Raw genomic sequence first — 13105 nt, 5'->3', positions numbered from 1 at the left:
GGTCGGGATCTGAGACGGGCTCCTTCCGATGACGGCGCGGGTCGCCGTCGGAAGGAGCCCGATGCCCTACCGAGAGCTGATCATGGTTGACATCAAGGAAATGCTCCGCCGTCGTGCGGCGGGGCAAAGCGCGCGTCAGGTGGCGCGCGAGACGGGGTTCGATCGCAAGACGGTCGGCAGGTACTTCGAGGCCGCAGCGACGCTGCCACTGCCACTCGACCGCGAGCCGACGGACGAGGAGATTCACGCGATCGCCCAGCGCGTGCAGGCGCGCCCGGTGCCCGACGCGAGCGACGAGAGGAAGCAGATCGACGCGCATCGCGTGCGTATCGAGGCCTGGCTCGCTCAATCTCGCCCGCTGAAGCTGCGGAAAATCCACACGCTGCTCCAGCGCGACCACGGCGTCACGGCGAGCTACGACACGCTCTGGCGCTTCGCCAAGGAGGAGCTCGCGTGGCGCAAGAAGACGCCGACGGTTCGTGTCGCTGATACCGAGCCCGGCGAGGTCGCGCAGGTCGATTTCGGCCTCATGGGCAGGCTGTTCGATCCTGCGACGCAGCGAGCTCGCAATCTGTGGGTGCTCGTGGTGACGCTCGTGTACAGCCGCTACCAGTTCGTGTGGCCGTCGTTCGAGCAGACCACCGTGGCGGTGTGCGCGGGCCTGGATGCCGCGTGGCGGTTCTTCGACGCGATGGCGCGCGTGATCATCCCGGACAACATGAAAGCCATCGTGCTGCGCGCCGACGAGCTTGCCCCCGTGCTCGTGCCAGCCTTCCTCGACTACGCGCAGACGCGCGGGCTGTTCGTCGATGCCGCGCGTGTCCGGTCGCCGAGAGACAAGGCGCGTGTCGAGAATCAGGTCGCCTACGTGCGGGAGAGCTGGTTCGACGGCGAATCGTTCACGAGCCTCGACGACGCGCGCGTGTCGGCTGAGCGGTGGTGCCGCGACGTTGCCGGCGCGCGCGTCCACGGCACGACGCGCGAGGTACCGCGCGAGGTGTTCGAGGCGCGCGAGAGGAGCGCCATGAAGCCGGCGCCGGCAGCACCGTTCGACGTGCCGTACTGGACCGACGCGAAGGTGCACCCCGATCATCACGTGCAGGTGCTCCGGTCGCTCTACAGCGTGCCCACCCGCTACGTCGGCAGCACGGTGCGCGTCCGCGCCGACAGCGCGTCGGTGAGAATCTACGCCGGTACGGAGCTCGTGAAAGTGCACGCGCGCGTCGCGCCGGGCAAGCGTTCCACCGATCCGAGCGACTACCCCATGGGCAAGGACGTCGCAGCGGTGCGCGACGTCGCCTCGCTCATCGCGAGCGCGAAGACGTGCGGAGTGCACGTCGGCGTCTACGCTGAGCGACTGCTCGCGGTGCCATTGCCCTGGACGCGCATGCGGCTGGTCTACGCGCTGCTGCGTCTGTGCAAGAAGTTCGGTAATGGGCGTGTCGAGGCGATCTGCCAGAGCGCGCTCGCGTTTGATGTCATCGACGTGCAGCGCGTGGCGCGCATGCTCGAGACGGCGAAGACGCCGGCGTCACCGTCCACGGGGCAGCGCACGGTCGTTGCGCTGCCCGCGCCGCGGTTCGCGCGCAGCACGGAGCACTTCGCGACGCGCATGCCGGCGGCTGCCGCGACCAAGGAGGACTCGTGATGAGCTCGAGCGATGTCGACCCTGCGCTCATCACAGCGCTCAAGCGCCTTCGTCTCGGCCGCATCGCGGCGACGCTGCGCGAGCGTCTCCTGGTCGCCGAGAAGCAGTCGATGGGACACGAGGAGCTGTTGCTCATGCTGCTCACCGACGAGATCGCGCGCCGCGAGGCCAGCGCGACGGAGAGCCGCGTACGCGACGCCGGGCTCGACCCGGCCATGCGCCTGGAGCTCTGGGACAAGACCGCGAAGGTCAGCTTCGACAAGCGTCTGCTCGGCGGGTTCACGAGCCTACGCTTCCTCGAAGAGCACAAGCACATCGTCATCCTCGGCTCTGTCGGCGTGGGCAAGACCTACCTCGCGAACGCGCTCGGACACCTCGCGTGCCAGCACGGCTACAGCGTGCGCTTCTTGCGCGCGGACGCGATGCTGCGCAGGCTGCGCCAGAGCAGACTCGACAACTCACGCGACGCCGAGATGGTCGCGCTCACGACCGTCGACCTGCTCATCCTCGACGACTTCGCGCTCGAGGCGATGAACAAGGAAGAGAGCCGCGACGTGTACCAGCTCTTCCTCGAACGCACAGGCAACGCTTCGATGATCGTCACGAGCAATCGCGACACGGCTGAGTGGCTCGCGATGTTCGACGACGTGCTGCTCGCGCAGAGCGCCGTCGATCGGTTCAAGAACGCGGCGTTCGACTTCATCATCGACGGGGAGTCGTACAGACCGCGGCTCAAGCCGAAGCTCGACGAGAGCACCACGGCCGCGCTGGTGCCCGCGCGCAGCAAGCCGCCCACCCACCCACGCGGCAGGCGGCGATGACCGCTGCGGCCCCGGCGAGGACGTCGAGCCTGGGGCCGCGCCTCTGACCCCTCGCTCCGAGCGGCGTGCCTCGCCCACCCTCGTCGATGGGACCGCTGGTGTTGCTGGGGGCGGGGCGAACCTGCCTGCTCCTGAGCGTCGCGGACCCTGCCGGGATCTACCGGGGGCCTGGGTGGCCCCATGACCCTGCGAAAAGAGAGACGTCGCCGGTCGCTGCGCGCCCGGCTCCGGGGACCTCGACACGCTTCGCGGTCTCGGGCATGGTCGAGACCGATCACGGTGTCTCCCCCTGGCCCCATGACCCTGCGACGGGGTGGCCCCATGACCCTGCGACGTGGCATGCACCGCGCGGCGGTGGTCGTCGCCGACCTGACGGCGCTTCGGCCCAACAACTTCCTGGAGCTAGGGTACGCGCTGGGCAGGCCGCTGAAGACGATCATCACCGCGATGAGTGGCACCTCGCTCCCCTTCGACAGCAGCGCCATGTCGGTTCACTTCTGGTCCAAAGATCAGCCGACCCCGGATCGCCGCCGACTGTTTAGTATGTTCTGGGACCTCAACATTGGCCGCCCGCCGATCGTGCTGCCGCGCGAGCTCAACTGAGCCGTCACCACGAGGTGGTCGAGCTCGACGTCGAGGGCTGCCGGACGATCCTCCGGCAGCCCCCGCGCATTACTGCGAGGCTCCGGAGCCTCGCTCCTCGAGGTATTTGAGCAGAGCCACGAGGACGCCCGCCTGTCTCTTGGCGTCGTCGAGCGCGTGGTGCTGACGCACGTCGGGATCCGTCGATAACCGCTTTCCGATCACCCGTTCGAGCGCCTCAGTGTTGCTGCCGGTGCGCCATGCCCCACCATGAACGCCCCAGATCGCTGATTTGAGATCGAGCGGCGCATGATGAAACGGATTCGCGACGCGAGCAGCGCCGAACGCGTGGAGAACGAACGCCCAGTCGAACGCTGCGTTATAGCCGACGAAGATGCGGCGCCCCGCGGACTGCGCTGTCACCCATTCTGCGAGGTCACGCGCGCCTTCGTCCGCCGAGACGCCGCGCGCGCGGAGCACGCGGAGGTCGAGTTTGTGTATGGCAGTGGCTGCTGGGTCCTCCTCCGTATGCGGCGGAGGGGCCCACTCTCGATAGAAAGTATCTGCGAGCCGCCAGCCTCCCTCGCTGCGTCGAACGACCACCACGCCCACGGAGAGGAGAGCGTGCCTACCAGGGAAAGGCCCGGACGTTTCACAGTCAACGCTGAAGAAGAGATCTTCGTCCATGAGTCCAAGCTGTATCCATTCGGGAGCGGCGGCAACATAGTGCGGAAGTCCCTGCGCTGGGTTCCGTTCGCCAGCAGGCCCACCCCGTCACCTGCAAGGTCGCCTAATCCGCAGGCTGTGGAGTGAATGCGGTCTCTTCGATGCATCGATAAATTGTTGACACGGCGTCACTTTTCCATGAGGAAGGCGGATCGTGTAAGCGACATTTCGTCACCTGAGAGGCCGGGAAGGGGGCGCCTACTGCAAGCGACACCAGCGGTTGAGGCCGTGCGGGAGGTGCTTGCGGCCCAGGCGGAGCCGCGAGAGCGCGGTTTCGGTGGGCATCATCAAGGTTCGGGCTATCTGGCTGACCTGCTCGCCCTCGCCGATTAAGAGCAAGAGGAGGACGATAAGCTCCCGGGGCCTGGCCAGCCGGAACTTGTTCAGCAAATCGGGCGCCTCGATGGGCCGGCGGGGAGCGGCGTTTGTTCCTCGGCTATGCGGTGCGGATCCGCGAAGGCGACCTCCCGGCGGCGGTAGGCCTCACCTCCGAGCGCGAGCGCGCTTGCGCTTCCGGAACCGCCGGCAGGCCGAGCAGCCGACCGATCGCCTCGTGCACGACCCGAGCGGCCACGTCATCCCCGAGGGCGACGGCGCGGTTCAGGGTGCTGGCAAGCTCGGCAACCAAGGCGGCCCGGGGTGATGGCTTGGCCGGCGCAAGTTCCCGAAGCTTGAGGCTCGCCGGCTGGGCCCGCGTTGGGCCCACGCCTTCCGAGGGGGGGCGATCCGTCGTCACGCCTCCCCGAAACCCCAGGGGATCCGACGGATCGCACCGGTTCGCCCCCGCGGAATCGTCCCGCCAGAAAAAACGGTCGATGACGAGCGGTCGCTGGAAACAGTAGCGATGTTCATAGTCTCCGCCTGTCTCCCCGTCGAGGGCAGCTCCGATGTGGCCCAACGGGGCGCCCTCCGCCGCCGCGTCGTCAACGGGGCGGCGTTCATTCCACAGTCTGCGGCGGCAGGAACAGGATGCGCCACCGTGCCGGCGCTCGATCAGCGCGTGGCCTCGCTCCGCTCGATGCTCAGCTCAGGGTGGTTCGCCTGGATCCATGCGAGCGCCTGCTCGATCACCGCAGGTTCGTCCGCGTAGAGGATACAGGGGGACACGCAGAACTCGAGGTAGGCGGGCGTCGACCAGATCACCAGGTCGTCGCTCGTCCAGAACGACTGCGTCTGGTCGCTGAGCTCGGGTGCGCGCGGGACGCCGAGAGCCCGCGCCAGCGCCTCGCCCACGTCCTCGGAGAGGCTCGCGCGATGGCGGGCCGGCCACTCCGGGATCACGTCCGGAGCCTCGTGCCCCAGGGCGAACCGCTCCAGGAAGATGCGCCACGAATCGGCGAAGACGAAGCGCTCCACCACCCCGTCGTCGGCGAGGATCGCGCCGTCGGCGGCCATGAAGTACAGGCCCCTGGAGAAGGCGCCGATCGGCACCAACCCGTTGCGGGGCAGGACGCCGCCCTCGATCTCGAGCGCGGGGCCCAGCCAGGTGTGCTCTCCGTGGTCGCGGGAGACACAGAGGCCGCCCGCGTGCTGCTCGAACGCGAACAGTGGTTCGCTGGCCGCGACGCCGTGAGGTGCGAGCAGCTCCTCGAGGCGGGCGCGCGAGGCGGCGCGCTGCGGATCCCGGAGTACCCCCCGCGCGCGCAGGGCGTTTACCGCGCGGTCGGTGAGCACGCCCCGGAACCCCTCGGCAGCGAGCATCCATCGCGTGTGCGCGAGCCGGTCGCCCACCGGCGGGAGCTCGCGGCGCTCGAGCACACGCCCGCCGAAGTCGCGCTCCTGGACGAGGGAGACGCCTGACGCGGTGCGCTCGATGCGCAGCGCTCCCCGCTCCTCGGGCCGGTCCAGGCCGACGGGCACGAGCCCGCGGCTCGCCGGCGCGGGGGCTTCGCCCGGATCGCGAAGAGCCACGGTGATCTCGTCGCAGGCGATCGCCGCGACCGCCGGCGAGCCCGCGAGCGCTTCGACTGCCCGGGCGAGCCGCTCGACCGATCTGGCGAAGACGAGCGTCCGGTCCGGAGCGGCGCCCGAGGGGTGCCCGTCGAGGATGACAAAATCCTCGGCGTCCCAGACCGTGTGGTAGGCATCGCTCGCCACCGCCACAGGCCGGGCGCCGAGCGCCTCCGCGAGCCGGGCGCCAGCGCGCGGGCGGGCTTCGAGGCGCAGGTGGTGGAGGCCGCGCTGCGCGATGTCGAGGAAGCGCGCGAGCTTCTCGACCAGGATCACGGGGGACGTTGCGTAGGGCACCAGTGCGTTCCCTATCGAGAAATCTCGCACCGAGACGGTGCCGTCCTCAGCTACCAGCACATCGACCATTCTCCGTGAACGTTCCGCGCGGTCATGTGAGATATGTAGGTACGGGTCAAGCCCCGCGAACGCCGCGAAGGGGGCGCTGATCCCGATGGGCCAAAAGCCATCTCGGACCAGAACCCTCGTTATGTTGCGTTCCAGCAGCGCACCTGGACCCAGGAGGATCTCCCACCAGTCAGACGAGGGGGGACCGAACGACCCGCCGATGGCGAGTTCCAGCGGGTCTCGCGCACGGTCCGAGCCGGCAAAACCGCCGATCGCCGCCTCGGCGGCGAACAGAGCCTCATGGTCGGAAAACCCATGGAGACGCAGCAGCTTTTCCAGCCGATCGCGGCCGGCACGATGCGCCTCGCTACGGGTAATACCGCGACTGGCGAGCGTTTCGATGGCAAACCGGGAGATCTCCATGATGGTCCTCAGCGCGGCATTTGCACCCGCAGGCTGGCCGCATTACGCGGGTTCATGAGGCTCCGCGCACTCCTCGTCGGGGCGCGCCGGTCCATGGCCTCCTGCCAGCCCGTGTTAGGCTCCTCGATCCCCGGGAGCGTACGGCGGGCGAGATTGACCAGGTCGTCCGATGGTGCGCCCTGGTTGGCCTGGTTCTGAAGGTTGCGGATGAGCACGCCGCAGTTCGGGCAAGCCTTGCGCGGCCCGCCCCCCTCCTGGATCGAACTGATCTCTTCGAATTCTCCGAGCGCGTTGCGGAGGTGCTGGTTGTTGGGGTCGCTGCCCGAACCGCAGGTTCCGCGCGGCAAGTTGTTCCGTCGCTCGTAGTCATAGAGGTGCTCGCTCAGCGCCGCCGGTTCGGAGCAGTTTGCCGGGGGGCGCGTCGCCTGGGGGAATTGCCAGTTCGTCGAGCCGTTCGCGGCCTGAACCGGCACCTGCGGCGCCATGTTGTTCCAGACTGTCGGGTGGATGTCCACCGGGTTGTCGGGATCGCGCAGCCCCATGCTCACTCCGCTCGCGTTCGGCAGCGGCGTGCGGCTGCCGTCCGGGTTGATCTGGGAGCGCCGGATGGTCGTGGTCATCGGCTGCAGGCCGTCGAGGTCCACCGTGTTGAGCGGCGAGTTGTCGGCGAAGCCGTAACGGCGGACGATCTCGACGGGATCCGGGCTGATGTAGCGGCCAATGTCGGGGTCGTAATAGCGATGTCTGTTGTAACAAAGGCCGGTCTCCTCGTCCGCGTACTGGCCAGGAAACCGCAGCGGCGTGAAGGCCTCTCCCTGCACCGCGCCGGACGCGCGCGCCCGCGCGCTGTACTGGCCCATGGTGGCCATGGGCGCGGGCGCCTTCCTGGTGATGAGCCTCCTCATGGTGCCGACGCCGCTCCAGATGTGCGGCGTCGAGCAGCGCTCGGTCCAGCAGGCGAGCTGGGTGATCCAGGTGCACCGCCTGAGCATGTACCTGCCCTCGCTCTCGGTCGGCGCCCTCCTGAAGCGGATGTCGATTGCGCAGCTGCAGGGCGTGGGGCTGCTGTTCCTGCTCGTGGGGTTTCTGGTCAGCTGGGTTCCGGGGTTCGAGCGGGTACCTGGTCGGCTGGCGCTGGTCGGGGTCGTGTGGTGTTACGTGTTCGTGACCGCGACGACCCTTGTCGCGCGCAGCCGCCCGGGCTCCGAGCGCTTTCGCGCGCAGCGCGTCGCGCGTCGCCTCCGGGGTGCTGTATGCTCGGCCGAGATCAGGCTCGGATCGGTACGGGAGCAGCGGAGCGCATGGAGTCCTCGGAGAGAAAGCCGGCAAGTCCAGAAGATTCGGTTCGCCAGATGCTCGTCGAGTTCGCGCGCGCCTTCGAGCGAGGCGACGTGGACGCGTTATGCGACATGTTCGTACGTGACGATGCCCTGATCTTCTACGGCACACACGACAAGCTGCACTTCACGCGCTGGGCCGAGATCGAGGCCTCGTTCCGGCGGCAGAGCGAGATCCTGAAGGACCTCGTGTGCAGGATCACCGGCGATGTCCAGGTGCGTCTGCTGGCCGGGGGAGCGGCCGCCTGCGCCGGGACGGCCGGCTTCGGTATCCACGCCACCATGGGCGGCGTGCGCTTCGACCTGCCCGCGCTCCGGCTGACCTGCACGGTGGAGCGCCACGGGGATCACTGGCGGTTCGTGCAGCTCCACCTCTCCGTGTCGGACAGGCCGTTCCTCGACAGCGTGGGCCACGTGCTCGAGAGCGCCTGAGAGCGCCTGAACGCCGCGCCGCCACACCACGCCGGTGCGGCGGCGCGGCCCGCGCCTCACGTGGGGACGTCGCTCGACTCCGCCAGATCCCGGAGCGCCCTCTCGCTCCGGCGCAGCGCCTCCTCGGTCCGCTGGACCTTCAGCGCCTCCTGCTCCAGCTCGCCGCGGAGCACGGTGTTCTGCAGCGACAGCGCGGCCAGGAACTCGAGGAGCGGCAGCCGGCGCAGGATGAACGCGCCGTGGACCAGCCGGTTCTCCAGGTAGAGGAGGCCGCCCACCTCGCCGGGGTTCTTCATGAGCGGCATGCACAGCACCGACTTCGGCCGCTCGCGCACGAGGTACTCGTCCCCGGCGAAGGCGCCGCTCGCCCCGACGTCGCTGAGCACCACCCGCTCCCGCGTCCGCTCGACATAGTTGACGATCGACGCCGGGACGCGGGTCGCGAGCGGCGCCGTGCTCCGCTCGTACACGCGGATGCTGATGCCGTCGCGGTCCACCACGGCCTCGGCGGCGAGCCGCAGGCCGTCCCCGGTGAGCAGGAGACAGCACCGCTCCGCCCCCTCGTGCTCGACGACGAGCCGCATGAGCGACTCCATCATCTCCTTCGGCGTCATGTCGCTCGAGAGCGACCGCGAGACCTTCACCGCGGTCTGCGCGTCGATGGCCTCCGCCGCCATCGTCATGACGCCGCGGCTCGTCGCGCGGCGCTGCTCCTGGTTCAGGACGAGCGCATGCCGCTGCTCGAGCTGCCTCACCTTCTCGCTCGCGCCCCAGCGCGAGTACGACGCCACCGCCTCCCGCAGGTAGAGCCCCGGCAGGCCGCTGTAGCCGCGATCCAGGTAGAACCGGGCGGCGAGCTCGCTCGCGAGCGCCTCCTGGTGGATGAACCGGGACTCGCGGAAGGCCACGATCGCCTTGTCGTAGAGCGCCGCGGCCTCGTCGTGCCTGCCGTCGACGCGCGCGCGCTCCGCCGCTACGAGCGCGTGTTTGCCGGCGAAGTTGTCGGGGCAACTCTCGGCCCAGACGCGCAGCTGCTCCTCGTGGCCGGCGAGCGACCGCCGGAGCCTGGCCTGCTCCTCGGCCGGGGCCCCGAAGAAGCGGGCCGCCCGGGCGAGGGCACAGTAATAGTGGCACTCGGCCGCGAACAGCGACCCGCTACCCCCCGCGATGTTGCGCTCCGACGCCTCCGCGGCAAGGGCCGCCCCCTCGTCGTTGCACGCAAGGAGGTGCTGCGCGGTCTTCATGATATAAAAGACGAGCCGCACGCTCGGGAAGCTCTCCTTCTCGAGGCGGGCCTCGAACGCCTGCTCGTCGAAGTCGTCCCCGCTCATCGTGCCGAGGTGGCGCGTGGCGCCCCTCAGCGCCTGGACCAGGCGCAGCATGCTCGTCACGGCGTCCACGGCGAACGTGATCTTCGCCTTCGTCGCGTAGTCGAGCGCGCTCACCGCGACCTTGTACGTCTCCTCGATCGGGTCGCCCCGCACGAGCACGTTCAAGGTGAGCTGGATGTTGCTGAAGCTCCCCCACGTCAGGTTCCCGACCTCGTTCGCGGCCTGGATGCTCGCGAGCTGGCAGGCGATCCCGGTGTCGATGTGGCGCGTCCAGACCGAGATCAGGCAGCCATAGAGGTTGGCCACCTCGGGCTTGTAGACGAGCGCGTTCATCTTCTCGGTCAGCTCGTATCCCACCCTGCCGATCCGGTCGCCGTCCTGGTACGCGTTGAGCCTCACGCACAGCGCCTTGCCGAGGCTCGTGTACCCGATGCCGGTCGACTCCGCGTTGCCGTGGAGCAGGCTGAGCCGGACCATCTGACAGACCAGGAGGTCGTTGAGGTTCGGATCGGTGTAGAACGACGAGGCGTACATCACCGCCATCACGCCCATCGCCGCGACCATCGGCGGCGCCGTCATCCTCGGCTGGCCCAGGATCTCGTCGGCCGTGCGATCGCGCAGCGCGTCGCGCAGCGCCGTGATCTCCGCGGTCACCTCCTCGTCGGCCGGCTGCCTCCGGAGCTTGATGCCGAGCAGCGCGAGGCACTCCAGCCCGACGCCGATGCACGCGTCGTGCTCCGACCGGGCCATGTGGTTCTGCATCAGGACGCGGTAGGCGGCCGCCTTGTCGAGCTGCGTGCGCGCGCGCTCGAGGAGCACCGAGCAGAGGCCGACGGACCGATCGAACTCCCCGTTCACGCTCGCGCTCTCGGCGAGATCGAGGTGCAGCGCGAAGGCGAGCAGATCGTCGGCTCCCGCCCAGTCGTCCTCCCCGATCAGCGCGCAGCCCGCGGCGAAGTAGGCCACCGCGGAGCCGTGGGCGCCGGACGCCCTCGCTTTCCTGCCGGCGCGGAGGTTCAGCTCGGCCGTCCTGCGCCGCTCGCCCGGATCGGTGATGAGGGAGGCGCCGATGTTCAGCTGGTTCGTGATCTCGAACAGCCGGTCCTCCAGCGCCTCCTCCGGCGTCTGGACGAGCAGCAGGCGCCCGATGCGCAGGTGCGTCGAGGCGTGGTTGCCCTCGCGGATGAGCAGGTACGCGGCCTGCTGCACGCGGTCGTGGAGGAACTTGTACGTGCCGCCCCGGCGCGCCACGAGCCCCTCGCGGATGGCCGGGGTGATGGCGGCGTGCGTCGCCTGCGTGGACTCGCCGTACATGGCCGAGAGGACCTCGGCGTCGAAGCGGGCGCCGAGGCAGGCGGCGAGGGAAAGGACCCGCTGCGTCTCGCCGTCGAGCCGCCTGAGGCGAGTCAGCACCAGATCGACGACGTTGTCAGTCAGGTTCTGCGCGGCGATGGCCTCGATGTTCCAGCACCAGACGGCGCTCACGGGGTCGACCCAGACCAGCTTCTGGCGATAGAGCTCCGTCAGGAACTGGCCCACGAAGAACGGGTTGCCGCCCGTCCTCTGGACGAGGAGCCTGGTGAGCTGAGCCCCCTGCTCGTCCTCGCAGCGGAAGGTGTCCATGACGAGCTCGAGGACGTTCTCGTGCGGGAGCGGGTCGAGGCTGAGCGTCGAGACGCGCGCGCCCGTGGCGTGGATCTGCCGGAGCACCTCCATGAGCGGGTGCGACGGGCTCACCTCGTTGTCGCGGTACGCCCCGATCACGAGCAGGTGCCGCTTCTCGGGCACCGCGACGATGTCGCGGATGAGCCTCAGGCTGGCGGGATCCGCCCACTGCAGGTCGTCCACGAACAGCACGAGCGGGTGCCGCTTGCGCGCGACCACGCCGAGGAACGCATGGAACACGCGGACGAAGCGGCTGCGCGCCTCGTTCGGCGCGAGCGGCGGCACCGGCGGCTGCTCGCCGAGGATCAGCGAGAGCTGCGGGATGATGTCGATGATGACCCGCCCCTCCTCGCCGAGCGCGTCGCTCAACCGGTGCTTCCACCCCGCGAGCGACTGCGGGCTCTCCGTCAGGATCTGCCGGACGAGCTCCCCGAACGCCTGGGCGATCGTGCGGTAGGGGATGTCGCGCTGGAGCTGATCGAACTTCCCGGAGATGAACGCCCCGCGCTCGCGGACGATGGGCGCCTGCACCTCCTTCACGAGCGAGGTCTTCCCGACGCCCGAGTACCCGGCGACGAGCACGAGCTCGGCCGTGCCCGTGGCGACCACACGCTCGAACGCCTCGAGCAGGATCGCGCGCTCGCGCCTCCTGCCGTAAATCTTCGTCGGGAGCTGCAGCCGGTCCGGGATGTCGGCCGTCCCGAGCGGGAACGAGTCGATCATCCCGAGCTCCTCCAGCTCGGTCTGGCACATGAGGAGATCCGACCAGAGCCCGCGGGCGGTCTGATAACGCTCCTCCGGAGACTTCGCGAGGAGCCTCATCACGATCTCGGAGACGATCCGGGGCACGTCATGCACCAGCTCCGCGAGCGGCACAGGGGCCCTCGCGATGTGGGCGTGCGCCCACGCGGGCGCGTCCTCGGCGTCGAGCGGCAGCTTGCCGGAGAGCAGCTCGTACAGCGTGACGCCGAGCGAGTAGAGATCGGCGCGCTCGTCGATCGGCCAGTCGACGCGGCCCGTCCGCTCCGGCGCGATGTAGGGCAGCGACTCCGGGTTGATCTTCGTCTCGTCGGAGAGGCCGAGATCGCCGCGCACCACGGCCAGCCCACCGTCGAGCGACACCTCCCCGCTCTCCGGGTGCACGGAGAGGTTCGCGGGGCGGATGTCCAGGTGAAGGGTGCCTGACTTATGAAATTTCGATAGCGCCGATGCGATCTGCACCGCGTATGCGAGGAACGGACGAAGATCCATGGGAGCCCTGGAGATCGTCGACAGGACGATCCTGAGTTGACGGTACTAGAAGCAAGATCCCTGTCAATCTTTCCTCCGGCCTCGCCGGCCCGACGCCGGCCGCCGGAGCGCCTCGACATCGACCCGCTCCGCGCGGACGTCGATCACGACGCGTCAGGGATCCTCGTCGTGTGGAGCACGAGCGCTCTCCACTCACCGCCCTGGAGCTCCCAGACCGCGGTGAAGGCGATGGTGTTATCGAACTTGACACCACCCTTGATCTCGGCGCGTGAGCGGTAGACTCCGGTCACGATAGCGACGTCTCCGCCGGCGATACGCACGTCGCACTGCCGGAGCTCCTGCGTGTACGTCAACATGCTGTCGACGAGCTTCAGGTACTCGTCCTTACCGCGTTGCACTCCGCTGTAATCGACGTACCTCCAGCCCTCGGCCAGGTGGCGGTCGAGGAAGCCGTAGTCCTTGACGGCCCCCCCCACCGCCTTCGTCCACGCCTTGAGGAGCGCGACGTGCTCGTCTCTCGCCTGCTCCGCGGTGATCTTCGACATTCTCCACCTCCGCCGCGCGCCCTGGCCGTGCTCGGTCCCGCGCGACCGC

The 13105-nt window shown here is 68.9% G+C and carries 12 protein-coding genes; 6 read left to right on the top strand and 6 right to left on the bottom strand.

Annotation, left to right across the window (positions count from 1 at the left end):
- Positions 1-61: 61 nt before the first annotated feature.
- The 3 genes from istA (at position 62) to WMF11_RS22680 (ending at position 3072) form a co-directional block, all read left to right on the top strand.
- Positions 62-1648: an IS21 family transposase gene (istA, locus tag WMF11_RS22690; RefSeq protein ID WP_437974280.1), complete on the top strand. Its 1587-nt coding sequence runs from the start codon at positions 62-64 to the stop codon at positions 1646-1648.
- On the top strand, positions 1648-2469 hold the full coding sequence (locus tag WMF11_RS22685) for an ATP-binding protein (protein ID WP_437743789.1): 822 nt from the start codon (positions 1648-1650) through the stop codon (positions 2467-2469). Before istA ends, WMF11_RS22685 begins: the two co-directional genes overlap by 1 nt.
- Before the next feature lie 321 nt (positions 2470-2790).
- Entirely contained in the window at positions 2791-3072 is a 282-nt protein-coding gene (locus tag WMF11_RS22680; protein WP_437978883.1) for a hypothetical protein, read from the top strand.
- 69 nt (positions 3073-3141) lie between these two features.
- Here the strand turns inward: WMF11_RS22680 and WMF11_RS22675 are convergent, their stop codons facing one another.
- Together WMF11_RS22675 and WMF11_RS22670 are read right to left on the bottom strand one after the other, a co-directional pair.
- Positions 3142-3738, bottom strand: coding sequence for a 3'-5' exoribonuclease domain-containing protein (locus WMF11_RS22675; RefSeq protein ID WP_437978882.1), 597 nt, complete (start codon positions 3736-3738; stop codon positions 3142-3144).
- A 237-nt stretch (positions 3739-3975) separates the two neighbouring features.
- Positions 3976-4167: a hypothetical protein gene (locus WMF11_RS22670; RefSeq protein ID WP_437978881.1), complete on the bottom strand. Its 192-nt coding sequence runs from the start codon at positions 4165-4167 to the stop codon at positions 3976-3978.
- Positions 4168-4282: 115 nt separating this feature from the next.
- Between WMF11_RS22670 and WMF11_RS22665 the strand changes: the two genes are divergently transcribed.
- Positions 4283-4420: a hypothetical protein gene (locus tag WMF11_RS22665; RefSeq protein ID WP_437978880.1), complete on the top strand. Its 138-nt coding sequence runs from the start codon at positions 4283-4285 to the stop codon at positions 4418-4420.
- Between the two features lie 350 nt (positions 4421-4770).
- On the opposite strand, the gene WMF11_RS22660 is transcribed toward WMF11_RS22665, so the two are convergent.
- Both WMF11_RS22660 and WMF11_RS22655 read right to left on the bottom strand, forming a co-directional pair.
- Positions 4771-6495: a hypothetical protein gene (locus tag WMF11_RS22660; protein WP_437978879.1), complete on the bottom strand. Its 1725-nt coding sequence runs from the start codon at positions 6493-6495 to the stop codon at positions 4771-4773.
- Between the two features lie 8 nt (positions 6496-6503).
- Positions 6504-7364 carry an RHS repeat-associated core domain-containing protein gene (locus WMF11_RS22655; RefSeq protein WP_437979331.1) on the bottom strand — a complete coding sequence of 287 codons (861 nt, stop codon included), beginning with the start codon at positions 7362-7364 and terminating at the stop codon, positions 6504-6506.
- Here WMF11_RS22655 and WMF11_RS22650 point away from each other — a divergent pair.
- Positions 7354-7929, top strand: coding sequence for a hypothetical protein (locus tag WMF11_RS22650; protein WP_437979438.1), 576 nt, complete (start codon positions 7354-7356; stop codon positions 7927-7929). The genes WMF11_RS22655 and WMF11_RS22650 overlap by 11 nt on opposite strands.
- On the top strand, positions 7848-8264 hold the full coding sequence (locus tag WMF11_RS22645; protein WP_061614382.1) for a nuclear transport factor 2 family protein: 417 nt from the start codon (positions 7848-7850) through the stop codon (positions 8262-8264). Before WMF11_RS22650 ends, WMF11_RS22645 begins: the two co-directional genes overlap by 82 nt.
- Positions 8265-8320: 56 nt before the next feature.
- Here WMF11_RS22645 and WMF11_RS22640 read toward each other — a convergent pair whose 3' ends face one another.
- Positions 8321-12511, bottom strand: a complete 4191-nt coding sequence (locus WMF11_RS22640) for an ATP-binding protein (protein WP_437910563.1) — start codon at positions 12509-12511, stop codon at positions 8321-8323.
- Between the two features lie 143 nt (positions 12512-12654).
- The gene (locus tag WMF11_RS22635; RefSeq protein ID WP_437520054.1) at positions 12655-13056 is read right to left on the bottom strand and encodes a nuclear transport factor 2 family protein; all 402 of its coding nucleotides are present in this window, start codon (positions 13054-13056) and stop codon (positions 12655-12657) included.
- Between the last annotated feature and the right edge of the window lie 49 nt (positions 13057-13105).

Source organism: Sorangium sp. So ce295, from assembly GCF_051527405.1.
Lineage (GTDB): Bacteria > Myxococcota_A > Polyangia > Polyangiales > Polyangiaceae > Sorangium > Sorangium cellulosum_B.
The sequence above is the reverse complement of the archived record's forward strand: the minus strand, read 5'-3'. Positions and strand labels throughout refer to the sequence as shown.